The organism is Streptomyces luteireticuli (genome assembly GCF_041519305.1).
GTDB lineage: Bacteria > Actinomycetota > Actinomycetes > Streptomycetales > Streptomycetaceae > Streptomyces > Streptomyces luteireticuli.
Genome location: NZ_CP167927.1, coordinates 5,611,438 through 5,637,023 on the forward strand (window position 1 = coordinate 5,611,438; position 25,586 = coordinate 5,637,023).

General features: G+C 71.2%; 25 protein-coding genes. 10 read left to right on the forward strand and 15 right to left on the reverse strand.

Features of this window, described 5'->3' with window-relative positions; genetic code table 11:
- Positions 1 to 94 precede the first annotated feature (94 nt).
- The 4 genes from AB8735_RS25270 to AB8735_RS25285 all read right to left on the reverse strand — a co-directional run bounded on the left by AB8735_RS25270 (position 95) and on the right by AB8735_RS25285 (position 6,937).
- On the reverse strand, positions 95 to 3,898 hold the full coding sequence (locus AB8735_RS25270) for a multifunctional oxoglutarate decarboxylase/oxoglutarate dehydrogenase thiamine pyrophosphate-binding subunit/dihydrolipoyllysine-residue succinyltransferase subunit (RefSeq protein ID WP_372409561.1): 3,804 nt from the start codon (positions 3,896 to 3,898) through the stop codon (positions 95 to 97).
- Between the two features lie 260 nt (positions 3,899 to 4,158).
- Positions 4,159 to 5,247: a HAMP domain-containing sensor histidine kinase gene (locus tag AB8735_RS25275; protein WP_344024288.1), complete on the reverse strand. Its 1,089-nt coding sequence runs from the start codon at positions 5,245 to 5,247 to the stop codon at positions 4,159 to 4,161.
- Positions 5,248 to 5,323: 76 nt separating this feature from the next.
- The gene (locus AB8735_RS25280; protein ID WP_344024286.1) at positions 5,324 to 6,061 is read right to left on the reverse strand and encodes a response regulator transcription factor; all 738 of its coding nucleotides are present in this window, start codon (positions 6,059 to 6,061) and stop codon (positions 5,324 to 5,326) included.
- A 159-nt stretch (positions 6,062 to 6,220) separates the two neighbouring features.
- The gene (locus AB8735_RS25285; RefSeq protein ID WP_344024284.1) at positions 6,221 to 6,937 is read right to left on the reverse strand and encodes a spermidine synthase; all 717 of its coding nucleotides are present in this window, start codon (positions 6,935 to 6,937) and stop codon (positions 6,221 to 6,223) included.
- Between the two features lie 230 nt (positions 6,938 to 7,167).
- Between AB8735_RS25285 and AB8735_RS25290 the strand changes: the two genes are divergently transcribed.
- A complete protein-coding gene (locus tag AB8735_RS25290) occupies positions 7,168 to 8,211 on the forward strand; it encodes a rhomboid-like protein (RefSeq protein WP_372409563.1) in 1,044 nt (347 codons plus the stop codon).
- A 269-nt stretch (positions 8,212 to 8,480) separates the two neighbouring features.
- On the opposite strand, the gene AB8735_RS25295 is transcribed toward AB8735_RS25290, so the two are convergent.
- The gene (locus AB8735_RS25295; RefSeq protein WP_372409564.1) at positions 8,481 to 9,356 is read right to left on the reverse strand and encodes an NAD(P)-dependent oxidoreductase; all 876 of its coding nucleotides are present in this window, start codon (positions 9,354 to 9,356) and stop codon (positions 8,481 to 8,483) included.
- 184 nt (positions 9,357 to 9,540) lie between these two features.
- On the opposite strand from AB8735_RS25295, the gene AB8735_RS25300 reads away from it, so the two are divergent.
- Both AB8735_RS25300 and lon read left to right on the forward strand, forming a co-directional pair.
- Positions 9,541 to 10,593: a helix-turn-helix domain-containing protein gene (locus AB8735_RS25300; protein WP_372409565.1), complete on the forward strand. Its 1,053-nt coding sequence runs from the start codon at positions 9,541 to 9,543 to the stop codon at positions 10,591 to 10,593.
- A 37-nt stretch (positions 10,594 to 10,630) separates the two neighbouring features.
- A complete protein-coding gene (lon, locus tag AB8735_RS25305) occupies positions 10,631 to 13,033 on the forward strand; it encodes an endopeptidase La (protein ID WP_372409566.1) in 2,403 nt (800 codons plus the stop codon).
- Between the two features lie 58 nt (positions 13,034 to 13,091).
- Here lon and AB8735_RS25310 read toward each other — a convergent pair whose 3' ends face one another.
- The 4 genes from AB8735_RS25310 to AB8735_RS25325 all read right to left on the reverse strand — a co-directional run bounded on the left by AB8735_RS25310 (position 13,092) and on the right by AB8735_RS25325 (position 14,145).
- Positions 13,092 to 13,358, reverse strand: a complete 267-nt coding sequence (locus tag AB8735_RS25310; protein WP_344024274.1) for a hypothetical protein — start codon at positions 13,356 to 13,358, stop codon at positions 13,092 to 13,094.
- Positions 13,351 to 13,710, reverse strand: a complete 360-nt coding sequence (locus AB8735_RS25315; protein ID WP_372409568.1) for a hypothetical protein — start codon at positions 13,708 to 13,710, stop codon at positions 13,351 to 13,353. Before AB8735_RS25315 ends, AB8735_RS25310 begins: the two co-directional genes overlap by 8 nt.
- A 100-nt stretch (positions 13,711 to 13,810) precedes the next feature.
- On the reverse strand, positions 13,811 to 14,026 hold the full coding sequence (locus AB8735_RS25320) for a hypothetical protein (RefSeq protein WP_372409570.1): 216 nt from the start codon (positions 14,024 to 14,026) through the stop codon (positions 13,811 to 13,813).
- On the reverse strand, positions 14,023 to 14,145 hold the full coding sequence (locus AB8735_RS25325) for a hypothetical protein (RefSeq protein ID WP_372409572.1): 123 nt from the start codon (positions 14,143 to 14,145) through the stop codon (positions 14,023 to 14,025). The genes AB8735_RS25320 and AB8735_RS25325 overlap by 4 nt, the downstream gene beginning before the upstream one ends.
- A 295-nt stretch (positions 14,146 to 14,440) precedes the next feature.
- Here AB8735_RS25325 and AB8735_RS25330 point away from each other — a divergent pair, with 295 nt between their 5' ends.
- Positions 14,441 to 14,671 (forward strand): GntR family transcriptional regulator, encoded by a 231-nt coding sequence (locus tag AB8735_RS25330; protein WP_344024266.1) that lies wholly within the window; start codon positions 14,441 to 14,443, stop codon positions 14,669 to 14,671.
- Positions 14,672 to 14,842: 171 nt separating this feature from the next.
- Here the strand turns inward: AB8735_RS25330 and AB8735_RS25335 are convergent, their stop codons facing one another.
- The gene (locus tag AB8735_RS25335; RefSeq protein ID WP_372409573.1) at positions 14,843 to 15,223 is read right to left on the reverse strand and encodes a toxin-antitoxin system YwqK family antitoxin; all 381 of its coding nucleotides are present in this window, start codon (positions 15,221 to 15,223) and stop codon (positions 14,843 to 14,845) included.
- A gap of 112 nt (positions 15,224 to 15,335) precedes the next feature.
- Entirely contained in the window at positions 15,336 to 15,530 is a 195-nt protein-coding gene (locus AB8735_RS25340; RefSeq protein WP_344024261.1) for a hypothetical protein, read from the reverse strand.
- Positions 15,531 to 15,666: 136 nt separating this feature from the next.
- Here AB8735_RS25340 and AB8735_RS25345 point away from each other — a divergent pair, with 136 nt between their 5' ends.
- Positions 15,667 to 16,383, forward strand: coding sequence for a MerR family transcriptional regulator (locus AB8735_RS25345; RefSeq protein WP_372409575.1), 717 nt, complete (start codon positions 15,667 to 15,669; stop codon positions 16,381 to 16,383).
- Here AB8735_RS25345 and AB8735_RS25350 read toward each other — a convergent pair whose 3' ends face one another.
- On the reverse strand, positions 16,384 to 17,055 hold the full coding sequence (locus AB8735_RS25350; protein WP_344024256.1) for a response regulator transcription factor: 672 nt from the start codon (positions 17,053 to 17,055) through the stop codon (positions 16,384 to 16,386).
- Positions 17,056 to 17,093: 38 nt separating this feature from the next.
- Positions 17,094 to 18,257, reverse strand: coding sequence for a sensor histidine kinase (locus AB8735_RS25355; protein WP_372409577.1), 1,164 nt, complete (start codon positions 18,255 to 18,257; stop codon positions 17,094 to 17,096).
- 345 nt (positions 18,258 to 18,602) lie between these two features.
- Between AB8735_RS25355 and AB8735_RS25360 the strand changes: the two genes are divergently transcribed.
- From AB8735_RS25360 to AB8735_RS25375, 4 genes are all read left to right on the forward strand, one after another.
- A complete protein-coding gene (locus tag AB8735_RS25360; RefSeq protein WP_372409580.1) occupies positions 18,603 to 19,844 on the forward strand; it encodes an HtaA domain-containing protein in 1,242 nt (413 codons plus the stop codon).
- A gap of 290 nt (positions 19,845 to 20,134) precedes the next feature.
- Complete coding sequence (locus tag AB8735_RS25365; RefSeq protein ID WP_372409583.1) at positions 20,135 to 20,722, forward strand: Uma2 family endonuclease; 588 nt, start codon at positions 20,135 to 20,137, stop codon at positions 20,720 to 20,722.
- A gap of 264 nt (positions 20,723 to 20,986) precedes the next feature.
- Positions 20,987 to 22,231: an HtaA domain-containing protein gene (locus AB8735_RS25370; RefSeq protein ID WP_372409585.1), complete on the forward strand. Its 1,245-nt coding sequence runs from the start codon at positions 20,987 to 20,989 to the stop codon at positions 22,229 to 22,231.
- Positions 22,232 to 22,523: 292 nt separating this feature from the next.
- On the forward strand, positions 22,524 to 23,240 hold the full coding sequence (locus AB8735_RS25375; protein ID WP_372409587.1) for a transglutaminase family protein: 717 nt from the start codon (positions 22,524 to 22,526) through the stop codon (positions 23,238 to 23,240).
- Positions 23,241 to 23,278: 38 nt separating this feature from the next.
- Here AB8735_RS25375 and AB8735_RS25380 read toward each other — a convergent pair whose 3' ends face one another.
- Positions 23,279 to 24,109, reverse strand: coding sequence for a trans-aconitate 2-methyltransferase (locus AB8735_RS25380; protein WP_372409589.1), 831 nt, complete (start codon positions 24,107 to 24,109; stop codon positions 23,279 to 23,281).
- A complete protein-coding gene (locus AB8735_RS25385; protein WP_372409591.1) occupies positions 24,106 to 24,591 on the reverse strand; it encodes a MerR family transcriptional regulator in 486 nt (161 codons plus the stop codon). The genes AB8735_RS25380 and AB8735_RS25385 overlap by 4 nt, the downstream gene beginning before the upstream one ends.
- Before the next feature lie 45 nt (positions 24,592 to 24,636).
- Between AB8735_RS25385 and AB8735_RS25390 the strand changes: the two genes are divergently transcribed.
- Complete coding sequence (locus tag AB8735_RS25390; protein WP_372409592.1) at positions 24,637 to 25,548, forward strand: NAD(P)-dependent oxidoreductase; 912 nt, start codon at positions 24,637 to 24,639, stop codon at positions 25,546 to 25,548.
- Positions 25,549 to 25,586 lie beyond the last annotated feature (38 nt).

Here is a 25,586-nt window from a genome sequence, read left to right on the forward strand (position 1 = left end):
CCAGTAGGGCATGGGAAACGGGCCGGGGCCCGTACCGCGCTCTTGCGAGAGCGGTACGGGCCCCGACCGTTCAGCCGACGGGATCAGATCCTCGTCAGGCGTCGAACACCTCGTTCACCAGTGCCGTCTGCTCCACCTGGTGGCGCTTGGCCGAGCCGACCGCCGGGGAGGAGGAGTGCGGGCGGGAGATGCGGCGCAGGCGCTCCGGGGCGGGGACGTCCGCGCCGACCGCCAGGTCCAGGTGGTCGATCAGGTTGAGGGCGATGAACGGCCAGGCGCCCTGGTTCGCCGGCTCCTCCTGGGCCCAGATGTACTTCTGGGCGTTGGGGAACTTGGCGATCTCCGCCTGGAGTTCGGCACCCGGGAGCGGGTACAGGCGCTCGAGGCGGATGAGGGCCGTGTCGTTCGCGCCGCGCTTCTGGCGCTCGGCCTCCAGGTCGTAGTAGACCTTGCCGGAGCAGAAGACGACCTTGCGGACGGCGGCGGCGTCGACGCCGTCGTCGCCGATGACCGGGCGGAACTGCCCGCTCGTGAACTCTTCCGCCTTGGACGCCGCGGCCTTCAGACGCAGCATCGACTTCGGGGTGAAGACGATCAGCGGCTTGTGGTGCGGGTTGTGGACCTGCCAGCGCAGGAGGTGGAAGTAGTTCGAGGGGAGGGTGGGCATGGCCACCGTCATGTTGTTCTGGGCGCAGAGCTGGAGGAAGCGCTCGATGCGGGCCGAGGAGTGGTCCGGGCCCTGGCCCTCGTAACCGTGCGGGAGGAGGAGCGTGACGCCGGACGTCTGGCCCCACTTCTGCTCGGAGGAGGAGATGAACTCGTCCGTGATGCTCTGGGCGCCGTTGACGAAGTCGCCGAACTGGGCCTCCCACAGCACCAGCGCGTCCGGACGGGCCAGGGAGTAGCCGTACTCGAAGCCCATCGCCGCGTACTCGCTGAGCAGCGAGTCGTAGACGTTGAAGCGCGCCTGGTCCTCGGAGAGGTAGAGCAGCGGGGTGTAGTCATCGCCGGTCTCGCGGTCCACCAGCACCGCGTGGCGCTGGCCGAAGGTGCCGCGGCGGGAGTCCTGGCCGGCGAGCCGGACCGGGGTGCCCTCCATCAGCAGCGAGCCGAAGGCGAGGGTCTCGCCCATGCCCCAGTCGATCGTGCCGTCCTCGATGCTGGCGGCGCGGCGCTGCAGCTGCGGCACCAGACGCGGGTGCACCGTGACGCTCTCCGGCGGGGAGACCTGCGACTCGGCGATCCGCTTGAGGACCTCGGAGGAGATCCCGGTTTCGACGGCGACCGGGAACTCGGGGCCGGAGGGGGCCGAAGGGGCCTCCGCCGGGGCCGGGTTGGCGTCGGCGTCGCGGACCTCGACGAAGACCTTCTCCAGCTGGCCCTGGTAGTCCTGCAGGGCCTGCTCGGCCTCCTCCAGGGTGATGTCGCCCCGGCCGATCAGCGACTCGGTGTAGAGCTTGCGCACCGAGCGCTTCTTGTCGATCAGGTCGTACATCAGCGGCTGGGTGAACGAGGGGTTGTCCGACTCGTTGTGGCCCCGGCGCCGGTAGCAGATCAGGTCGATGACGACGTCCTTGTTGAACGTCTGGCGGAACTCGAAGGCGAGGCGTGCGACGCGCACGACTGCTTCCGGGTCGTCGCCGTTCACGTGGAAGATCGGCGCCTCGATCATCCGCGCGACGTCGGTGCAGTACATCGATGAGCGGGAGGACTCCGGCGGCGCGGTGAAGCCGACCTGGTTGTTGATGACGATGTGCACGGTGCCGCCGGTGCGGTAGCCGCGCAGCTGCGACATGTTGAGCGTCTCGGCGACGACGCCCTGGCCCGCGAAGGCCGCGTCGCCGTGCAGCTGGACCGGCAGGACGGTGAAGTCCGTGCCCGCCTTGCCGATGATGTCCTGCTTGGCGCGGGCGATGCCCTCGACGACCGGGTCGACCGTCTCCAGGTGGGACGGGTTGGCGGCCAGCGAGACCTTGATCTGCTCGCCGTCCAGGCCGGTGAAGGTGCCCTCGGCGCCCAGGTGGTACTTCACGTCGCCGGAGCCGTGCATCGACTTCGGGTCGAGGTTGCCCTCGAACTCGCGGAAGATCTGCGCGTAGGACTTGCCGACGATGTTGGCGAGGACGTTGAGGCGGCCGCGGTGGGCCATGCCGATGACGACCTCGTCGAGGCGGGCCTCGGCGGCCGCGTCCAGGACCGAGTCCAGGAGCGGGATGACCGACTCGCCGCCTTCGAGCGAGAAGCGCTTCTGGCCGACGTACTTGGTCTGCAGGAACGTCTCGAAGGCCTCGGCCGCGTTGAGGCGGCGGAGGATGCGCAGCTGCTCCTCGCGCTCCGGCTTGGCGTGCGGGCGCTCGACGCGGTCCTGGATCCACTTGCGCTGCTTGGGGTCCTGGATGTGCATGAACTCGATGCCGGTGGTGCGGCAGTACGAGTCGCGCAGGACGCCCAGGATGTCGCGCAGCTTCATCAGGGACTTGCCGGCGAAGCCGCCGACCGCGAAGTCGCGCTCCAGGTCCCAGAGGGTCAGGCCGTGCTCGGTGATGTCCAGGTCGGGGTGCTTGCGCTGGCGGTACTCCAGCGGGTCGGTGTCGGCCATGACGTGGCCGCGCACCCGGTACGCGTGGATCAGCTCGAAGACGCGGGCGGCCTTGGTGACGTCGTCGTCGTGCGAGGCGTCGATGTCCTTGAGCCAGCGGACCGGCTCGTAGGGGATGCGCAGCGCCTCGAAGATCTCGTCGTAGAAGCCGTTCTCGCCGAGCAGCAGCTGGTGCATGATCCGCAGGAACTCGCCGGAGGCGGCGCCCTGGATGACCCGGTGGTCGTACGTCGAGGTCAGGGTCATGACCTTCGAGACGCCCATCTTGTTCAGGGTGTCCTGGGAGGTGCCCTGGAACTCGGCGGGGTAGTCCATCGCGCCGACGCCGATGATCAGGCCCTGGCCGGGCATCAGGCGCGGCACGGAGTGCACGGTGCCGATGCCGCCGGGGTTGGTCAGCGAGGCGGTGACGCCCGTGAAGTCGTCCATCGTCAGCTTGCCGACGCGGGCGCGCTTGACGATGTCCTCGTAGGCCTGCCAGAACTCGAAGAAGTTCAGGGTCTCGGCCTTCTTGATGGCCGCGACGACGAGCTGGCGGTCACCGTTCGGCTTGACCAGGTCGATGGCCAGACCGAGGTTGACGTGCTCGGGCTTGACGAGGGTGGGCTTGCCGTCCTTCTCCGTGAAGGAGTAGTTCATCGACGGCATCAGCTTCAGCGCCTGCACCATGGCGAAGCCGATGAGGTGCGTGAAGGACACCTTGCCGCCGCGGGCGCGCTTGAGGTGGTTGTTGATGACGATGCGCTGGTCGAACAGCAGCTTCACCGGGACGGCGCGGACGGACGTGGCCGTCGGCAGCTCCAGGGAGGCGTTCATGTTCTTGGCGACCGCGGCGGAGGGGCCGCGCAGCGTCACGAACTCCGGACCGGCGGGGGCCTCGGTGGCCGGCGCCGCGGGGGCCTTGGCCGCCGGCTTGGCGGCGACGGGCTTCGCGGGCGCGGCCGGGGCGGCCGGAGCGGCTGCCGCGGGCTTCACGGGAGCCGGGGCCGGGGCGGCGGGAGCCGGTGCAGCGGCCGCCGGAGCCGCGGGCGCGGGAGGAGCGGCCGCCGGGGGCGCGGCGGGGGGCGTCGTGCCCCCGGTCACGGCCTGCTGCGCCGCAGCAGAGCTCGTGTCCTTGCCCGGCTTGTAGTCGGCGAAGAAGTCCCACCAGGCTCGGTCGACCGAGTTCGGGTCCTGGAGGTACTGCTGGTAGATCTCGTCGACGAGCCACTCGTTGGGACCGAATACGTCAGCAGGGCTCTTGCCCTGCCCGTCTTGGTCGGTCGAGATGCTCGATGAGTTCGGGGACTGTGGCGACACGGCGGCAACCGCCCTCTTCCGCTTCCTAAGGTGGTGGACAGCGGGAATAAAGGCTACGCCTGTCAGGGGCTCTCATGCAGGTCGCCGAGGCCAGTCGTCGCCTAAGTCACACTCCGTGCGGGGTTTCGGGGCATGACACGGCGGGAAACACGTGGAGTTTCCCTCTCCTGCCCCGGTTCCGTGCGCTTTCGGGTTCGCCGAAGCTCGCCGCACATCCGGATGAATGTGTGCCTCCGTCTCCGACCCTACGTCAAGACCGATCAACGAGGGCCTCCCGGAAGAGTGACCTTGATGCGACAGCCACGCGGGGATTCGGCCACCCCGATGGTTCCGCCGTGCAGATCGACGGCCCAGCGGGCGATGGCCAGCCCCAGCCCCGTCCCGCCGTCGCTGTCCGGCCCGTGGTGTCCCGAGCCGCCCCGGTTGAACCGCTCGAAGACCCGGTGGCGCTCCGCCGGGGGGATGCCCGGGCCCTCGTCCAGGACCTCCAGGGCCAGCGACTGGGCGCCCTCGTCGCGCCGGGCGCGGATGGTGACCCGGCCGTGCGGCGGGCTGTGCCGGACGGCGTTCTCGACCAGGTTGGCGACGACCTGGTGCAGCCGCTCCGCGTCCGCGTGCGCGGTCAGCTCCGGCGGCTGGACGTCCAGGTGCAGATGGACGTCCTTGCGGACGCGCGGCGAGGAGCCCGTCCCGCAGGTGAGGCTCGCCTCCTTGAGCACCCCGGCCAGATAGGGCCAGACCTCGAAGCTGCGGGCGTGCAGCGGTACGACGCCGTGGTCGAGCCGTGACAGGTCCAGCAACTGCTCCACCAGCCGGCCCAGCCGCTCCGTCTGCCGCAGCGCGGCCCGCATGGTCTCCGGGTCGGCGGCCGAGACGCCGTCCACCACGTTCTCCAGCACGGCCCGCAGCCCGGCGATCGGGGTGCGCAGCTCGTGCGAGACGTTGGCCACCAGCTCCTTGCGGTGGGTGTCCACCGCCTCCAGGTCGGCCGCCATGCGGTTGAAGGCATGGGCCAGGGCCCCGAACTCGTCCCGCCGCCCGGCCCGCACCCGCCGGCCGTAGTCGCCCTCGGCCATCGACCGGGTGACCGCGGTCATCTCGTCCAGCGGCGCGGTGAGGCCGTGCGCCACGAACTGGGTGATCAGCAGCGAGGCGATGATCGAGAAGACGGTGATCACGCGTAACCCGGTCGCCGACCGGAAGGCCACGAAGACCAGGAAGGTGGTGATCACCACCGAGCCGACCACCAGCCAGCCGAGCGCGGCCTTGACGGAGCGGTAGGGGTCCAGCGGGCGCAGGGCCTCCCAGACCCGGGCCGCCGGTCCCGGCGGCGGCGGGCAGTCGGTCATCCGTGGTCCGTGTGTCCGTGGTCCGTGCGTCTGTGACCCATGTGTCCGCGGCCCGTGCGTCCGTGGCCCGTGTCCCTCATGCGGCCGGTGTCTCCAGCGCGTACCCCACACCGTGCACCGTCCGGATCCTTTCGGCACCGATCTTGCGCCGCAGCGCTTTGATGTGGCTGTCGACGGTCCGGGTGCCGGAGGCGTCCGCCCAGTCCCAGACCTCGGCCAGCAACTGCTCCCGGGAGAGCACCGCGCGCGGGGTGTTCGCCAGACAGACCAGCAGGTCGAACTCGGTCGGGGTGAGGTGCACATCCGCGCCGCGCACCCGCACCCGCCGCTGCGCGTGGTCGATCTCCAGCTCGCCCAGCCGCAGGATCCCGCTGCGCGGGGTGTGCGCCGCCAGCGTGGCGCGCTCGACCCGGCGCAGCAGGACGTGCACCCGCGCGGCCAGCTCCCGCATGGAGAACGGTTTGGTCATGTAGTCGTCGGCCCCCACGCCCAGCCCGACGAGCATGTCCGTCTCGTCGTCGCGCGCGGTGAGCATCAGCACGGGCACCGGTCTCTGGGCCTGCACCCGGCGGCACACCTCCAGGCCGTCGTAGCCCGGCAGCATGACGTCCAGGACCAGGAGGTCCGGCTGCCAGGCCTCGGTGGTGTCCACCGCCGCCGGCCCGTCGCCGGCGGTCCGCACCTGGAAGCCCTCGGCGCGCAGCCGGGCCGCGATGGCCTCCGCGATGGTCCGGTCGTCCTCGACGACCAGCACCCGCCGCTGTGCCCCGGCGGAGGCTGCGGTGCCGCCCGGGCCGATCTGTGTCTGCTCCATGCGCCCCGCCCCTAAGCGTCGCTCCCGGCAACTCGAACCAGTCCTCTCGAGTGCCTGAAGAGTGCCTGTTGAGTGCTTGACGAGTGCCGGTCGAGCACCGGTCCTCCGCCAGTCCTCACAACTGTGGCAAGCAGGGTACGGGCAGGTGGCGGGGCACGGCTACGCGGCGAGGACGCCGAGGTGGACCACGTCCGGGACGCCTCGGGCAACGCTGATCTCTTCGGTGGTTACCCCGGCGAACCCGGCATTCCGGAGCGCTTTCTCGAACTCCGCGGACGGTTGTGCGGACCAGACGGCCAGTACCCCGCCGGGGCGCAGTCGCTCCCGGCAGGCCCTGAGGCCGGCGGGGGAGTAGAGGCTGCCGTTGTCATCGGTGACGGTCCAGTCCGGCCCGTTGTCGATGTCGAGGCAGAGCGCGTCGTAACGCTCCCCTGTGGTGCGGATGTGACGGACGAGGTCCGCCTCGACGATCCGGACGCGCGGGTCGGCGAGCGCGCCCGCCGAGACCTCCGCCAGCGGGCCGCCGCGGTGCCAGCCGATGACGGCCGGCTCCCGCTCCACCACCGTGATCCGCCCCCAGCGCGCCTCCTCGGCGGCCCGGACCAGTGAGAAGCCGACGCCCAGCCCGCCGATCAGCACCCCGGGGCCCGCCAGGGCGGCGGGCAGGGCCGCGAGCGCCGCCTCGACCAGCCGCCGCTCGGAGCGGCCGTCCGAGGTGTCCATCAGGAAGCAGCCGTTCTCGATGATCTCCAGCACCCCGGGCCCCGGACCGCCGCCGCGCCGCCGCAGGACCACCTCCCCGTACGGACCCTCGCGGCGGTCGAGGACGACGGGACGTTCCTCCGATGCGAACTCCGATGCGAACGGAGCGGACATACGGGCCTCCGGAGATCGTTGGTGCTCGACGGACCGTTGATGTCCGACGGATGTACCGGAAGGCTATAGACGCGCCGAAGGGTCAAGAGGTTGACAAGCGTGGGCCGCCTCACGGCCGGAACGTGATTCCTCCGGAGGCCCGGACCCGTACTGTTCGTAGTGCGACGGCGTCCCCGACGGGTCGCCGCGCGAGGCCCGAGCACACCCAGGGGAGAAAGGGGCCCGGCCGAGTGACCGCGGTTGACCCCGCCGGCGCGCACGAGGACGCGTCGGCCGGCACCCCCCGGCGTGACGTTCCAGGGCGCCGCGGCCGGCTGCGCGCCCTGCGGCAGTTCGTCCCCACCCCGCGCGCCACCCCCTTCACGTTCTGCTACGGCCTGGTGCTGCTCGCCACCGCCGTCTACGCCGAGTTCGGGGACGAGGCCACCGTCAACCAACTGCTGCGCGACTCCAGCACCGACGCGGCGCACCTCGCGGACCGGCCGCTGGTGGTGCTCGTCGCCAGCGCCCTGTGGGTGGCCGGCGGCCTCTGGTCGTTCTTCGGGCTGGCCTTCGCCCCCGTCCTCGGCGCCCTGGAGCGGCGCGTCGGGGGACTGCGCACCGCCGGGGTCTTCCTCCTCGGCCACGTCCTGGCGACCCTGGCGACCGAGCTGCCGGTGGCGGGTGCCGTCGCCGCCGGCCGGCTCCCGGCCGCCTCGCTGCACCGGCTCGACTACGGCATCAGCTTCGGGCTGATGGCCGCCCTGGGGGCGCTCGCCTGCCTCCAGCCGACGCGCCCCAAGTGGGTCCTGCTCGGCGGGGCGTCCCTGATGTGCGCCCAGGACCTCGTCGAGTTCGCCGACCCGCTGGCCAGCTGGGGGCACCCGATCGCCCTGCTCACCGGGTGCGCCTGCCACGCGCTGCTGCGCGACGGCCGCGACTCAGACCGGGCGGACGCTGCCGTCCCACTGCCACTCCCCGCGCAGGCCGAGCCCGGGCAGCGCGAGCCGTCCCGTGCACCACAGCAGGGTCTCGCCGGGGGCGTGTCCCCCGGGGGCGTCGGGGAAGAGCCGGCCGAGCGCGGGGGCGGCGAGGTCGTCCGGCGGGGTCCAGCCGAGGCCCAGGCCGGCGGCGATGTCATGGGTGTGGACGACGGTCTCCACGACGCCCATGGCGGCGAAGCCGGGCCCGTCCGCGTGTCCCCACGGGTGCCACGCCCGGTCCGCCGGGGCGGCGGCGCGGACGGCGGCGGCGAGGAACGACGCCGCGACGCGGATGCCCTCCAGCCGCGCTGAGACGGGGGCCTCGGGGTCCAGCGAGGCGAAGAGCGTGATGTAGCGGTCCCGCGGCTTCGCCGTGAGGAGCCCCGCGTAGCCGGTCAGGCCCAGCGCCAGGTGGTCGAGCGTCCTGTGGCCCGACCACTCCAGCCGCCCGGCGGGCCGGGTCCAGTCGCCGTCCGCGTCCTCCAGGAACGCGGTGCAGCGCCCGGCCGCGTCGAGGGCCAGCGCGGCCCAGTCGGTGTCCGTCCGTGTTTCCGTGCCTATTTCCGTGCCTACGGCAGTGATCATTTCCGGCCGTCCTCGCGGACGAGCTCCACCAGGCGGGCCCAGCTGTCCCGGCCGTGCCCGGCCTCGATGCCGCGCCGGGTCAGGTCCCGGAAGATCTCCGGCAGGCCGGACGCGATCCCGCGGGCCTCGCTGGCGTGGACGAGGTGCTCGATCGCCGCGGCGTGGACGTCCAGGGTGGCGTCGTCGCCCGGGTACGTCCCGGCGTCCACCTGCGGGGCGTAGGTGTTCATGAAGAAGCCGACGGCCTTCATCCACCGGTCCGCGACCTCGGTGAACGCGGTCGCCTTCTCACCGCCGTCCGCCCCGACCAGCGCGGCGCCGTGCAGCCAGCCGGTCAGCGTCGACCACATCAGGCCGAGCAGCGCCGTGTCGTACAGCGAGGCCAGACCGGCGTCCGCGCCCAGGTGCACCGGGTCGCCGAGCGCGGCGAGGACCGGGCGGCGGACGTCGAAGACGGCCCGCTCGCCGCTGTAGAGCAGCATGAACTCGGGGTTGCCGATGCCGGGCGGGGTGGTCATGATCCCGCCGTCGAGGTACTCGGCGCCGTGCGCGGCGGCCCAGGCGGCCGTCTCGCGGGCCTCCTCGGGGGTGCCCGAGGTGAGGTTGACGAGCGTGCGCCCCGCGAGGCTGTCGGCCACCGGTTCCAGGACCTCGTGGACGCTCCCGTAGGTCGCCAGGCAGACCACGACGAGCTCGCTCGCGGTCACCGCCGCGGCGGGGTCCAGTGCCTCCGCGGCGCCCTTCGCGACCAGGGCGCCGGCCTTGCCGGGGGTGCGGTTCCAGACCGTGGTGCGGTGGCCGGCCGACAGGAACGCACCGGCCAGCGCCGTGCCCATCGAGCCGAGACCGAGGACCGTGACGTTCGCGCTCATCGATGTCTCTCCGTGTGGTTCGTGAAAGTCCCTTGGTGCAAGGGAGTTGATCAGGTGGTGTTGATCGGGTGGTGTTGATCGGGTGGTGTTGATCGGGTGGTTACGACCTTCGCAGCGCCGGCGGCGGCCCGACAGTGGCAGGACTGACCACTCCCGCAAAATTCCTGCCACTACTCTTGCGGTCATGAGCGCTGGTTCCGTGGCCGTTGTGGCGATCGACGACGACATCCCCTTCTGGGACCTGTACGAACTGGGGGTGGTCTGCACCGTCTTCGGCATCCCGCACCCGGATCTGGCGGACCCCTGGTACGAGTTGCGGCTCTGCGCCGCGCCCCCTTCCGAGGGCCAACCGGCGCCCGCCCCCGCCGGGTTCACGATGCGCACCCCGTACGGCCTGGAGGGGCTGGACGGCGCGGACACCGTGATCGTCCCGTCGGTTCCGGAGGCGTGCGTCGACGGGGAGCGCGAACTGCCCGACGAGCTCCTGCACGCGCTGCGACGCGCCGCCGACCGGGGCGCGCGCATGGTCTCGCTGTGCGCCGGGGCCTTCGCCCTCGCCGCCGCCGGCATCCTCGACGGCCGCCGCGCCACCGCCCACTGGATGCACACCGAGGCCCTCGCCCGCCGCCACCCCGAGGTCGAGGTGGACGACTCGGTGCTCTACGTGGACGACGGCAACGTCCTGACCAGCGCCGGCGTCACGGCCGGCCTCGACCTCTGCCTCCACCTCGTCCGCCGGGACCTGGGCGCGCACGTCGCCAACCAGCTCGCCCGCCGTCTGGTGGTGCCCGCGCACCGGCCCGGCGGGCAGGCCCAGTTCGTCGAGGTCTCCGTCCCCCCGAGCGGGGACGAGGGCCTGGCCCCCGTCCTCCAGTGGGCCACCGAGCGGCTGGACGAGCCGCTGACCGTGGACGACCTGGCGGCGCGCGCCGGGATGAGCCCGCGCACCTTCTACCGCCGGCTGCACGCCGCGACCGGCTCCACCCCGCTCCAGTGGCTGCTCGCCCAGCGGCTGTCCCGCGCCCAGTCGCTGCTGGAGGCGACCGCCCTGCCCGTCGAGCGGGTCGGGGAACTGAGCGGGCTGGGCACGGCCGCCAACCTGCGCCGTCACTTCACCCTGCACTTCGGCGTCACCCCGACGGACTACCGCCGGGCCTTCCCGGGCCGGGCCGCCCATGGGGCTGATCGCTCACAGCGAACACGCCGTGGGGAACATCCCCGGACTCCGAAGCATTGAGCCGGTACAGCTCAACTTGCCTGCCGAAGGGGAGATCATGGCATCGATGTCCGCACCGCTCACCCTGCCCGTGCTGCCGCTCGACGACGAAGTGGTGCTGCCGGGAATGGTGGTGCCCCTGGACCTGACCGACGCCGAGGTCCGTGCCGCCGTGGAGGCCGCCCAGGCTGCCGCGCGCGACGGGGCCAAGCCGAAGGTCCTGCTCGTACCGCGCCTCGACGGCACCTACGCCGGCACCGGCACGCTGGGCAGCGTCGAGCAGGTGGGCCGGCTCTCCGACGGCGACCCCGGCGCGCTCATCCGCGGCCTGCGCCGCGTCCGCATCGGCGCCGGGACGACGGGTCCGGGCGCCGCTCTCTGGGTGGAGGGCGCGGTGGTCGAGGAGATCACCCCGGACCCTCTCCCCGGCTCGGCCACCGAGCTGATGAAGGAGTACAAGGCCCTCGCCACCAGCTGGCTCCGCAAGCGCGGCGCGTGGCAGGTGGTGGACCGCGTCCAGCAGATCGACGACGTCTCCCAGCTCGCCGACAACTCCGGCTACTCGCCGTTCCTCACCGTCGAGCAGCGGGTCGAGCTGCTGGAGACCGCCGACCCGGTGGCCCGCCTCCGGCTCGCCGCCCGGCAGCTCGGCGAACACCTCGCCGAGCAGGACGTCGCCGAGTCCATCGCCAAGGACGTCCAGGAGGGCGTCGACAAGCAGCAGCGCGAATTCCTGCTCCGCCGCCAGCTGGAGGCCGTCCGCAAGGAGCTGGCCGACCTCAACGGCGACCCGGAGAACGAGTCCGACGACTACCGCGCCCGCGTCGAGGCCGCCGACCTCCCCGAGAAGGTCCGCGAGGCCGCCCTCAAGGAGGTCGACAAGCTGGAGCGCTCCTCCGACCAGAGCCCCGAGGGCGGCTGGATCCGGACCTGGCTCGACACGGTCCTGGAGATGCCGTGGACGAAGCGCACGGAGGACGCGTACGACATCCCGGGCGCGCGGGCGGTGCTCGACGCCGACCACGCGGGCCTGGACGACGTCAAGGAGCGGATCACCGAGTACCTGGCGGTGCGCAAGCGGCGCGCCGACCGGGGGCTGGGCGTGGTCGGCGGGCGGCGCGGGGGCGCGGTGCTGGCGCTCGTCGGCCCGCCCGGCGTGGGCAAGACCTCGCTCGGCGAGTCCGTGGCCAAGGCCATGGGCCGCGCGTTCGTCCGGGTCGCGCTCGGCGGCGTGCGCGACGAGGCGGAGATCCGCGGCCACCGGCGTACGTACGTGGGCGCGCTCCCCGGCCGCATCGTCCGCGCGATCAAGGAGGCGGGCTCCATGAACCCCGTCGTCCTGCTCGACGAGATCGACAAGGTCGGCTCCGACTTCCGCGGCGACCCGGCCGCGGCCCTGCTGGAGGTCCTCGACCCGGCCCAGAACCACACCTTCCGCGACCACTACCTGGAGGTCGAACTCGACCTGTCCGACGTCGTCTTCCTGGCCACGGCCAACGTCCTGGAGTCCATCCCCGAGGCCCTGCTCGACCGCATGGAGCTGGTCCGCCTCGACGGCTACACCGAGGACGAGAAGGTCGTCATCGCCCGTGACCACCTGCTGCCGAGGCAGCTGGAGCGGGCGGGCCTGACGGCGGACGAGGTCGTGGTCACGGACGACGCCCTCCGCAGGCTGGCCGGCGAGTACACCCGAGAGGCGGGCGTCCGCACCCTGGAGCGCGCCCTCGCGAGGCTGCTCCGCAAGGTAGCCGCCCAGCACGAACTGGGCGCCCAGGACCTCCCGTTCACGATCGGCGCGGACGGACTCCGCCCGCTGATCGGCCGCCCGCACCACACCCCCGAGTCCGCCCAGGACCCGGCCGAGCGCCGCACGTCCGTCCCGGGCGTCGCGACGGGCCTCGCGGTCACCGGCGCCGGAGGCGACGTCCTCTTCGTCGAGGCGTCCCTCGCCGACCCGGAGACGGGCGCGGCGGGCCTGACCCTCACCGGCCAGCTCGGCGACGTGATGAAGGAGTCCGCGCAGATCGCCCTCTCCTTCCTCCGCTCCCACGGCGCCGAACTGGAGCTCCCGGTGGGCGACTTCAAGGAGCGCGGCGTCCACCTCCACGTCCCCGCGGGCGCCGTCCCCAAGGACGGCCCGAGCGCCGGCATCACGATGACCACGGCGCTCGCGTCCCTGCTCTCCGGCCGCCGGGTCCGCCCGGACGTCGCCATGACCGGCGAGGTCTCCCTGACGGGGCGCGTCCTGCCCATCGGCGGCGTCAAGCAGAAGCTCCTGGCCGCGCACCGGGCGGGCATCACCACCGTGATCATCCCCAAGCGCAACGAGCCGGACCTGGACGACGCCCCGGCGGAGGTGCTGGAGAAGCTGTCCGTCCACCCGGTGTCCGACGTGCGCCAGGTGCTGGAACTGGCGCTGGAACCGGCGGGGGTGGGGGTGGAGGTCGCGGTGGCGGCGTGAGTTCCCCTCCCGGCCCGGGCTCCGACCCCGCCGAGGGACGGGCCCGGGCCGGCACGGCTCAGTCGAGGAAGATCACTTTGCGGATGTAGACCCGTTGGGAGCGGGGGATCACCTGATAGGTGAGCACCCCCGACGCGTCGATGGGTTCGTTCTGCATGCGCGGCGAGAGGCCCTCGTACTTCGTCCCGTCGAGGTAGAGCGCGGACGCGGCGCGCACCAGTTCATCGGCTCGTTCCTCGACCTTCGCGATGAAGGCGAGGCTGTCGATGCCGCCGATGACGTACTCGGGGTCGGGGTCATACTCCCATCCCCACGCGTCAGTCATCGGTCACCGCGGCTTGTGCCTCTTCGTAGATGGCCAGGCAGTTGTCCATGGCTTCGCGCCACTTCGGGTCGTCGCGGTCGAGAGTGTTCGCGGCATCCAGGGCCGCCTGGTACCGCGCCGCCAGGTGAGGCAAGCGCTCGATCTCGATTTCCGTCGCCCACTTGATCTGGAAGAGGTGGATCGGGCGGAACGAGTTGTGCTGGGTGGCCGAGGTGAAGGCCAGGTCGCGATCCGCCTGGAACTCGGCCAGCCGGGAAGGGGCGACACGGGCGAGGGCGGCCCGCAGAGAGGGAAAGGTCTTCTCCGGACGCGGGATCACCTCGGGGGGGTGCTCGTGGTGCTGCGCGGTCATTGGTCCTCCGTCCGTGCGGCGTACTCCGGCCCGTGTCGCCTCAAGGTACCGGGTGGCGGCCTCCGCATGGCCCCGGCGGAGTGCCGGGGCCGGGTTGCCGTCAAGGCGCTTCGACGGCGCGCCACGTGCGGTGGATGACCTCGCGGTAGTCGGTGTGTTCCGGGTTTCCGGCGACGTGCCGCAGGGTCCAGTGGTGCATGGGCTCGAAGTCCGCGTCGGGTGGCGACGCGGCGTCGCAGGTCGTGCAGCGCATCGAGAAGATGACGGGCACGGCCGGGCCCAGCTCGGGCTGGATCACCCAGCTCGGGGCGGTCATACGGCGGCCCCGGCAGGGGAGTTGACGGCGGCCGTCACGTCGTGGACGGCGCCGGGGCAGGTGCAGCGCGGATGGGGGCCGCGGCGATGGATGTTGATGCCGTGGGCAGTGAAGACCACGGTTGTGGTGGGAGTTGTGTACGTGATGGGGGTGGGCGGCGGGGCAGTCGAGGCCTGGGGGACAGCTTCGGATTCGTGCCTGAAGGAGGCTCTCGTCCAGGCGAGCAGGCGGGAGATAGGGTGGCGCATGTCGTCAGCTCCTTGGGTAGCTGGTGGCCGTGCCCCCGGACCGGTTGGACGGTCGCGGGGGTCTTCTGCGCCGCCACGGTAGCGAAGGTCTTTCACACATGTCCATGGTCGTCCAAGGATCCTCAGGTCTATGAAGGCCTGAATATCAGTGCGTACAGTCACCCGGATGGAGTTCGATCCCACGCGCCCCAAGTGGGTGCAGATTGCTGATGTGATCCGTAAGCGGATCGAGAGCGGTGAGTACCCGACGCACTACCTGCTGTCCGAGGTCCTGATCGAGCAGGAATTCGGCGTTGCACGAGGGACGGTGCGCAAGGTGACTGCAGCGCTGAGGGACGAAGGGCTCATCGTCACCACCCACGGCATGGGCTCCTTCGTCGCGAAGCAGGAGCAGTAGCGGGCCTGAAACCCGTGGGGCGACATGGTGCTTGCTCGGCTCACCGTCTCGTCTCGGGCCCTCCGGGCCTCAAGAAGCGGGCCACAGCGAGGGTGGAGCACACCGGTATCCCGGGACGGGTACCTCGACCGAGCGACGAAGCGTCAGTTCGGCTTGCTCGGGGCGCCCGGATCAGCCGGATCGGCGGATCGCTTTGTCCAAGGTGAGCTCACCGGCGGCGTTCCAGCGCCTTCTCGTCATCACCCGGCCGTGCTCGTCCAGGACGACCAGCTCCGACAGGTGGCCGTTGGCGTGCCAGTACCGCCACTCACCCACGGCGGCGCCCATCCTGGTGACGCCCTCGATCCGCTTGGTCCCGTCCGGCCACCACGCCCGCTGCGGCCCGTGTTCGACGCCGTCGGCGTAGCTGAAGAGCATCACCAGCTGCCCGTTGTCCGCGTGCTTCTCGACTTCGCCGGTCAGGAGCGCGTCTTCGTAGCAGGTGCGCCCGTACTCGTCCAGGTGCACCTGATCGCCGCTGATGCGCATCGCCTGCTCCGTCACGGGGGTCATGGCCGGTCTCTCAGGTCATCACGGGTTCTCGCCCTGCCTCCAGCATCGCATGGTGGCTCCCGGGCGGCCGGGCAAGTGCCATGCCGTCCCACAGGTTTGGCGCGTCAGCCCCTCACCCCGTCGCGCCCGTGACGCGCCAGCGCCCCACCTCCCCGTACGCCGAGTCGTGGATCGCCTCCCCGTCGCCCGGAGCGAGGGCGTAGTGCCGGAGGTTTCCCGCCCAGTAGCGGAGGATCCTGCTCAGCTCGCCCGCCGCGTCGTCCGCCAACGCATCGCCCGTCATATCGACTTCGAGAACGAACTTCATGTACGTCGTCGCCTCCTCGGCTTCCCGGTCATTCAGGTATCAATGGTTTCATTGAAGTGCTTCTGGGGGCTTTTGCCGCCCATTCTCCAGGCCGGCCTTGAAGCATGCCCGAGAAGTCTCAAACGAGAGTGAAACGATGACGGCGCAGGAGCGGGTGCGGGCCGGTGTGCTGGCGCGTTCGGCCGGGATCTCGGTGCAGCAGCTGCGGAACTATGTGGAGGCCGGGGTCCTCCCGCCCGTCGAGCGGACTCCGTCCGGATACCGGGTGTTCACCCGGGCGCACGCCGATGCCCTCGTCGCCGTACGGGAGCTGGCCGTGGGGCATGGCTGGCCGGTCGCCCGCACGGTGATGCGTGCCGTCCACGCCGGCGATCTGGCGGCCGCGCTGGCCGCGATCGACGGCGGGCATGCGGAACTGGCCCGGGAGCGGGCGCAGTTGGCCGCTGTCCGTGAGGCCCTCGCGGGACGGCCCGCGACACCTGACGGCCCCCGCCGCCCCCTCCGCATCGGCGAGGCCGCCCGCGCCGTGGGCGTCCGTCCGCCCGTCCTCCGCCTCTGGGAGTCCCGAGGCTTGCTGCGGCCCGAGCGTGAACCCGGCACCGGGTACCGGCTGTACGGTCGCGCCGAGTTGCGGACGGCGCACATCGTGGCGTTGCTCCGCCGGGGCCACCAACCGCTCGCGGCCATCGGTGCCGTCCTGGACGCGCTGCGCGCCACCGGCGACCCGGACGACGTTCTGGGGGAACTCGCTGCACGAGAGAAGGAATTGGACGAACGCAGCCTGCGCCGGCTCAGGGCCTCGGCCGCGCTCCACGCCTACCTGGGCGCGGCGGGAGCGGTGCCGTCGCGGTGATCAGTCCTCTTCTCCGGGCAGCCGGAGGCCGAGTTCCTGGGCCAGCAGGGCGGCCTGGGTGCGGTTGTCGACATCCAGTTTGGTGAGCGAGCGGGAGACATAGGTCTTGACCGTGGAGATCCCCATGTGCAGGCGGGCGGCGATCTCGGAGTTGCTCAGGCCTCGCCCCAGCAGCGCGAGGACCTCGCGTTCGCGTCCGCTGAGCCTGCCGAGCAGCGCGCGGGCCCGGTCGTCCTCGGCGCGGCGGTCGCGGGACCGGGGGGCGTGGGCCAGCAGCTGTTGTGCCACCGCACCCGACAGCACCGTCCCCCCGGCGGCGACCGTCGAGACGGCGTGGATGAGCTTCTGCGGGCTGAGCTGCTTCAGCAGGAATCCCGAGGCCCCTGCGTGCAGGGCGTCGACGATGTGCTCGTCGAGACCGAACGTGGTCAGGACCAGGATCTTGGGAGGGACGGGCTCGGCGAGCAGCCGGCGTGTGGCCGCCAGCCCGTCACAGCCCGGCATGTCGAGGTCCATCAGCACCACGTCCGGGCGGTGCTGCCGGGCCTGAGCGACGGCCTCGGCGCCGTCGCCGGCCTCGCCGACGACCGTGATGCCGGGCCCGGCCTGGACGATGGCGCGGATCCCGGCGCGCACCAAGGCGTCGTCGTCCGCTATCAGTACGCGGATCACACGGTTCTCCTCGGTTGTCGGGACGGGCGTCGGGACGGTCACCGGGACAGCCGGGCTTCCAGGAGGAAGCCCCCGCCGGGCTCCGGGCCGGAGTGCAGGATGCCGCCCATGGCCTGGATCTCCTGCCGGAGCCAGGTCAGGCCGTTGCCGGTGCCGGGAAGGCGGTCGCCGTCCCGGCAGGGCGGACCGTTGCGGACGGAGACCAGCAGACCGGTGCAGGTCTGGGTGATGCGGATGTCCACGGGGGCGCGGGGGGCGTGCCGGACGGCGTTGCTCAGGCCCTCCGCCACGACCTTGTACGCGAGGTCCTGGGCGGCGGGGTCCAGGGAGGCGGAGGTGGTGTGGGCGTCCACCGTGATCTGCTGGCCGCCGTCCCGGTAGCGCCCGACCAGGGGTGCCAGATCGGCCAGGGTGCGGCGCTGCTCGCCCGGGGGTTCGTGGCCGGTGGCGGAAGGCCCCGAGCCGTGCGTGACGTTGACGATCTCCCGCAGGGCGTGGACGGCGTCCTCGCCCGCGTCGGCGATCAGTTGGCACTGTTCCTTGACGGGCTCCGAGACGTCGGGGCGGATGGCGATCGCCCCGGCCTGCAGCACCATGAGCGTGACCTGGCGTCCGACCCCGTTGTGGACGCACCTGACCAGCCGCTCGCGCTCCTCCAGCGCCTGGCGCTCGGCGGCCAGCGCGGCCTTCTGCTTGTGCGTCCTGGCCAGGAGCCCCAGCAGGACCGGGACGATGACGATCACCGCGCTGTCGGTCAGGGTCGCTCCCGGGTGCGCGGCGTGCGCCATCAGCGCTTGGGGCGCGACCAGGGCGAACATCAGGGGGAGCAGGGCGAGTGCGGTGGCCAGCGCGTAGCGGCCCTTGCGGACGGCGGTGTAGCAGGCCACGGTGGTGCTCAGCAGATGCCCGGTGATCAGGACACCGGCCGCGGAGACGACGGCGTACGGCAGCAGGAAGCGGGTCCGCCAGACCGTGGCCACGGCGATCACCACGGACACCGCGACGCCCGCGGCCTGGTCGTCGACCAGCCCCGCCTCGGGGGTGGTCACGGCGATCCCCACCAGCAGGATCCCGTAGACGACGGCCAGCAGCACATTCCGCCGCGGGCTCGCGTGCAGCGCGCCGAACCACTCCATGACCGTGTCACGGGGGCTGGCGGCGGAGGCACGGCCCCGCTCGGAATTCTGCTGGGCTATGGCCACGCTGTCGCCTTCCTCGGTGCTCTCGCTGCTCGCCGCCTTATTACTCGCTGTGCGCTCCCGGTCACGACCGGCGTGTGGGTCGTAACCATCTACTGAATTTTATCCGCGATGGGATGTAGTCCGAAGTTGATGTAGTTGTCGTCCTTCGGCCGAAAGTTCGGCCGGCGCGTGTCCGGCCTCCGGGAATTCGTAAATGATCCCGGTCCACGCAGCCGGGGCTTTGGCATGAAGTCGGCCACGAAAATGCGCAGTTGACTTCTCTTTTGAAGTTCCCGCCCAAGCGGCGGAGATCACGTCGGTGCGCCCGTCGGGCATTGCACCGGCAAATCGAGGAGAGCAAGAACTGTGAACACACCATCGCCGACCGTGAACGCGGCGGCCGCGCCGGCCCGGCCCCTCGGCGGCGGGCGTCGTCGCCTCGCCCGGACCGCGGCCTTCGTCGTCACCACCGCCGTGGGCACGGCCCTTACCTGGACCGCCGCCGCCCCGGCCTTCGCCGCCGCCCCGGCGCACCACGCCGTGGCGGCTCCCGCCGCCGACTCCGGCTCCGCGACAGTGCCGGTGAAGGGCGGCGAGCTCGTCTGGAGCGTCTATGGCCAGCTGAAGGACCCCAAGAAGGGCGACAAGGTCAAGGCCTTCGGCGGGGCCAGGCAGAGCCGGGCGGGAACCGGTCCGTTCACCTTCACCGGCGGTACGGGCGTGACCGACGCGGAAGGGAATCTTCTGCGGATGACCTTCAAGGGCACCGTAGAATTCCGGTCCGCCAAGGGCTATACATTCGGGCTCGGCAATCTCAAGATCACCCAGGGGCCCAAGGGGCCGGGAAATATTGACCGGTACCTCACGGCCGATGTCATGGCGTGGGGCAAGACCCGGAAGAATGTGCGCCTCGCCGATCTCTCCTGGGACAAGAACGGCTGGGCAACCCGCCTGACGATAGAGGGTGCACGCGCCCTGGGTCATCCCGCCTTCGAGGCGGCCGATTTCCTGGAGGACCTCACCTTCTCCTACAAGGACATGAAGCTGCCCTCCCAGCGGTGGGCGTGGCCGTCCGAGAGCAACGCCCTCAGCTGGGCCGTGCACTCCCGGTTCGACCCCCGCACAACCCAGGTCGACGGGGGAGAAGCCAGGGTCACCGACGGTGCGAAGCTGGCCGACTCTCTTGAGCGGTACGTCTTCCCGGTCGGCGAGGCGACGGCGAACGGATCGGGCTCCACCACCATCGCCTTCAAGGGCGCCGTCCGGCATGTACCGGGAAGCATGAGCGGGGCAGAGGGGCACATCACGTTCTCCAACCTCAAGGCGGTCATCCAGGGTGATACCGGCTACCTCACCGCCGATGTCACCTCCTTCGCCCGCAAGTTCACCGGGATGAAGGTCGCCAAGGTGACCAAGACGTCCCCCGGCGTCCGCCTGGCCGAGCTCGATCCGGCCAAGGCCGAGCGGCGCCCGGGCAAGGGCGGCGGGACGACGCTCCGGGACATCCCGGCGACACTGACGGCCGAGGGCGCCGAGGCCCTGGACCGCGCCGGCTTCAAGGAGGGCACGCCCCTCGCCCCGGTCACCCTCTCCTACGGGGCGCGCTGAGGAGCGCGGGCGTGGGGGGCGGGCTGAAGTCCGCGGCGGCACCGCCGCGGACGTATGGGCTGCCGATACCGGGCATGCCCACGCGAGGTCGTCCGGGCCGGGATCGCGATCCCGGCCCGGACGACCGGTTCAGTGGTTCCCCGGCCCCTTCGTAGGCATCCGGGCGCGGCCGAAGGGCGGCAGCGGCGCCCTGTACCGGGAGCCGGGCGTGTCCAGGGGCCCGTACGGATCGTTCTACTGCGCGGCCCCTCGCGCCTGCGGGCGGTGGGGAGGAGCGCACGGTGCCCGTCATGCTGACCGACAGGATCGAGCTGATCGAGATGGCCGAAGGCGACGAGCTCAGTCTGGACATGCTGTTCGACTGGCTGGAGCGGATGCCTGTCCCCGAGGGATACAAGGTGGAGATCGTCGAGGGGGCCATCTATATGGCGCCTGTCCGGGACAATCACTGGGACGTCATTATGGCCGTTGTCGAGCAGCTACGGACCAAGTACCCCAGGCAGCGGTTGAAGTCCGACGTCCGTGTCGACTACCCGGGGCATCTGAACGGCCTCTGCTCGGACGTCACTTTGGTCAAGGACGACGCCTCCAAGAACGACAAGGGCCTCTGGGAGTACCCGGACATCGAGTTCGTCGCGGAGGCCATCTCGCGGGACACCCGGAGGAACGACTTCGGGCCCAAGAAGGACGCCTACGCGGCGGCAGGCGTACCCGTGTACCTGATCGTCGATCCGTACCAGGGCGAGTGCCATCTCTACACCGACCCCAAGGACGGTTCCTACCGGCTCGCCCCCGCCATCAAGTTCGGCGACCCGATCGATCTGACCGACACCGTCGTCGGACTGACCCTGACCACGGACGAGTTCGGCCGCGACTGAACGGTTGTCGGCTGAATCACAGCCGCGAGAGACGTAGTCCGAAGTTGATGCAGGCGTCGTCCTTCGGTCGAATGCATGCCCCAGGTGTTTCCGCCCCCCGGGTATCCGCGAAGAATCCCGGGTCCACCGGCCCGGGACTTCGGCATGAAGTCGGCAGCGGACTGGTGCAGTTGACTTTTCTCCAGGAAGTCCCCGTCAAAACGACGGAGATCAGGCCGGTCCGCCCGTCGGGCGTTGCGCCGGCAACTCAAGGAGAACGACATCGTGAACGCACAACCGCCGACCCGGCCCCTCGGCCGAGGGCGCCGTCGCCTCGCCCGGACCGCGACCTTCGTGGTCACCGCCGCGGTCGGCACGGCCGTCACCTGGACGGCCGCCGCCCCGGCTTTCGCCGCCGCTCCGGTACGCTCCGCCATCATCGCTCCCCCCGAAGACTTCGCGACCGTGCCGGTGAACGACGGCAAGCTCGTCTGGGGCATCCACCCCCAGATCCAGAAGCCCGGTGAGGACGACGACCTCTATCTGCGCGGCGACGTCAAGCAGGGCCCGGACGGCGCCCTCACCTTCACCCATGGCGCGGGCAAGGTCGACGCGGACGGAAACGTCCTGTCGATGAATTTCAAGGGCGAGGCCGCCTTCTTTTCCTCCCGCGGCTACTCCCTCAAGCTGTCGAACCTCGGGATCGGCCGAGTGGGCGAGGGGCAGCAGAGCACCATGTTCCTCTACGCCGATGTCAAGACGCGTGGGGGCGTGAACAAGCACGTGGGCATCGCCCGACTCGACAAGAGCGGTGACGGCTGGACTCCGGTCGTGACGAGGGACGGGGCAACGGTGCTGGACCACGCCGCCTTCGGGAAGGGCGCGCGCCTGGAGAAGCTCACCCTCTCCCACGAGAGGACGAAGACGCCCGCCCCCAAGCCGGCGCCGTCCCCCAAGGAGGCGCCGCTGCCCGAGCGCAACGCCCTCAGCTGGGCCGTGGACGGTGGCTTCATGCCTCCTGCGATCGATCTCGGGCCCGACGGGGGAAGCGCCGAGTTCACCGGCGGCGCGAAGATGGCCGACTCCCGCAAGCAGTACGTCTTTCCCGTCGGCAAGGTGACGTCGAAGGGGTCCGGCGCCGCCGCCTCCACCACAGTCACGTTCGCGGGCACCGTCCAGTACAGGACGGGAGCCATGGTGGTGATGGGCGACCTCAAGTTGTCCGGCATCAAGGCCGTCATCCAGGGCAAGACCGGTTACCTCACGGCCGATGTCACGACCACCACGCCCAAGGTAACGGAGGAGAACGGCGTCAAGAAGGCCACCGAGGTGCACAAGACGTCCTCCGGCGTCCGTCTGGCCGCGCTCGACCTGGCGAAGGCCAAGCAGCGCTCCGGCAAGGGTGGTGGGACGGTGCTCCAGGACATCCCCGCGACGCTGACGGCCGACGGTGCCAAGGTCCTGGGCCTCTACGGGTACAAGGAGGGCAAGACCCTCGCCCCGGTCACCCTCTCCTACGGGGTGCGCTGACCGGACCTGTACCGAGGCGTTCGCTCGCCCTGACGAATGTCGGCAATATATTGCACCGGCTGAACAGGGCGAGCCTGCCCCGGTCAAGGGCCAGCAAATTTCCCGCCCCTCATTCCGCGCTGCGCCCGGCGCGGTCCCATCATGGTGTGCCACCGGTCCGGTTCCGGAGTTCACGGAACGGATACATCAACGTCGAGAGGAATTACGGTAATTGAGCATGGTCGGAGGGGCGGGTGTGGGGGATCGGGGACGCTCCGGGGGTACGGTCGGCCGAGCCGCCGCCGTGGATTCCGTGTTCCTCGGGAGCACTTCCTTCTGTGATGCCGGAGCCGAGGGCGTCGTCCGTACGGCTGCCGAGGTCACCGCCGGTGCGGAGGGTGACCGGGAGAAGGCGGTACGGCTCTTCCGGTGGGTACAGGACGAAATCCGGTACGCCATTCTGCACGACTGGACGCATAGCGCCTCGGAAACCCTGGAGTTGGGGCGCGGGACCTGTTCCAACAAGGCGAATCTGCTGTGTGCGATGCTGCGGGCGCAGCGCATTCCCGCCGGCTTCGGGATCCTGGTCGTGAACGGCAAGAAATATTTCGGGCCGGGCTGGTTCCCGGCGTTCCAGGAGAAGTGCGACGACCGGTCGCGTCACTTCTTCGGTGCCGTCCATCTCGACGGGAGATGGCTGCGTTGCGACCCGAGTGACGACGGCGAACTCTCGGCCGGTACGGCCCACTTCAACCCGCCCTCCAGGCGCGTCCGTTTCAGCGGTACCGGCCATGCCGACATGCAGTTCGATCCGGTGCATGTGCTGTCCTCCTCGTGGCCGCTGCCGGACATCGACCGTTTCCTGGAGCGGCGCACGGCGAAGCCGGAGGAGGACTTCGAACTCATGGACTCGGCGGTCCGGTTCGCCCGACTCCACGGTGCCGAATGCGCCGGACCGCGGGAGTTCGAGGACAGGTTCTGGGCGTGGCGGCGGGAGGGGGCCGCCGGGGGAGCCCCGGGCGGCGGGTGAGGGCGCGGACGTCCCCTGTGCGAGGGGTCACCTCCCGGTCACCCCCCGGCCACCGTCCGGGCCAGGAACAGCCCCGTCCGGGTGTCCAGCCGCAGACCTCCGCCGTGCGCGTCCACGGCCCGCGCGGTGTCCGCGAGGAGCGCCTCGCGCGTGGCCGGCCGCAGGGCGCGGTAGAAGGAGAGCGAGGAGAGGACGTCGACGAGGCCGGCCGTCGAGCGGTGGTGCACGGAGGGGTACTGGCGGTGTGTGACGTCCGTGAAGCCGCCGTCGGCGAGGAGTTCGCGGGGCACCCATGAGTCGCGGGCCATGACGGAGTCGCGCGGGACCTTCTCCAGGATGGAGTGCGGGGGCCGGTCGGGGAGGTGGCGGTCGTGCACGGCGGCGACGGCCTCGCGGAGGGCGTCGTCCGACACGTACCAGTCGTTCCAGAACAGGGCGATGGTCCCGCCCGGCCGCAGATTCTCCCTCGCCAGGGACCAGCGCACCTCCGGGGCCGTCCAGTGCCACGCCTGGGCGGAGAGGAGGAGATCGAAGCGGTGCCGGTCCGGCGGGCGCCAGGTCTCGAAATCCGTCTCCACGACGGTGACATGGGGGCGGCCCGCACAGGTGCGGGACAGGACGGCGGCCATGCGCGGGTCCGGTTCGAGGCACGTCAGCGTGACGCCGGGACGGGCGGCGAAGGCCCGCGTGGCCTTGCCCGTCCCGGCACCGACCTCCAGGGCCTCGACGGCGGGAAGCCCGGTGAACTCCAGTACGTCGCTGACGAGTCGGTCCGGATAGCCGGGGCGGCCGGCGTCGTACTGCTCGGCGACCTCGCCGAAGACGGTGCGGTGCCGGTCGCGCTCCAGCGGTCCGGTGGTGTCGGTCATGGAGAAACGCTAGGGCGTGGACTCCGCCCGTGCCAAGGGCCGTTGGGGCCTTGCGATCGTCCGGGGAGCACCGGGTGCGTCCGCGTCCCGTCCGGGCTGTCGAGCTCCGGGCTCTCCAGCTCCGAGCGGTCGATCAATTCCTCCAGCAGCTCCAGCGCGGAGGCGAGTTCGCCGATCGTCGACCGGATCCGGTCCCGCTCCCGGAGCACCTCCTCCGCCAGCGGGGCGCACCCCGGCAGCAGCAGTCCGTCCGCCTCGGCCGTGCACGGCAGGACCTCGGCGATCGTCGCCGTGCCCAGTCCCGCGGCGAGAAGGGTGCGGACGTTGCGGACGGTCCGTACGTCGTCCTCGCCGTACTCGCGGTAGCCGCTGGGGCGGCGTTCCGGCCGGAGCAGGCCCTGCTCCTCGTAGTAGCGCAGGGCGCGCGGCGTGACGCCCGAACGCCGGGACAGCTCTCCGATGCGCAAAGTGACCCCCGTCACGGCGAGTTGACCTTCACGTCGACGTGAAGGTTTAGCTTCGCCAGCATGACGAATTCCCTGGACAGCAGCAATCACGTTTCACCCGTCTCGCCCATCTCACCCGTCTCATCCGTCACTGTGCTCGGGCTCGGGCCCATGGGGCGGGCCCTCGCCGGCGCGCTGCTCTCGGCCGGGCACCGCGTCACCGTCTGGAACCGGTCGCCCGGGAGGGCCGACGACCTGGTCGGCCGCGGCGCCGTCCTCGCCGCGACGGTCGAGGAGGCAGTGGCCGCAAGCCCGTTGGTGATCGTGTGCGTGATCGACTACAGCGCGGTGCACGCGATCGTCCGGCCGGTGGCGGAGACGCTGCGCCGGCGGACGCTGGTGAACCTCACCGCGGACTCCCCGGACCGGGCCCGGGAGGCCGCCGCGTGGGCGGCCGCGCACGGCATCGGCTACCTCGACGGTTCGATCCTGACGCCCGCGGTGTCGATCGGGACGGACGGCGCGGTCGTCATCTACAGCGGTCCGGAGGAGGAATTCGCCGCGCACCGGGCCACGCTGGCGGCCTTCGGCGGGCGGGCCGACCACCTCGGCACGGACCCCGGCCGGGCCGCCGCCTTCGACGTGGCGGTGCTCGACTTCTGCTGGACGGCCGTGAGCGGCTACCTGCACGCGCTGGCCCTTGCCCGGACGGAGAACATCCGGGCGGCGGAACTCGCCCCGTACGCCCTGGGGATCGGCGATCTGCTGACCCATATGGTGCCCCTGTTCGCGGAGCAGGTGGACGCCGGCGAGCACCCGGGCGACCAGTCCACCGTCGTCTCGCTGGCGGCGGGCATGGAGCATGTCGTCGAGGCGTCCGAGGCGCGCGGGCTCGACACGGGCGTGATCGGCGCGGCCCTTGCCACGGCCCGGCGGGCCATCGCGGCCGGGCAGGGGAGGGACGGCATCTCCCGGCTGGTCGACGCGGTGTGACGTGATGTGACGCGGTAACGATCGTGTTGCGGGTGGTG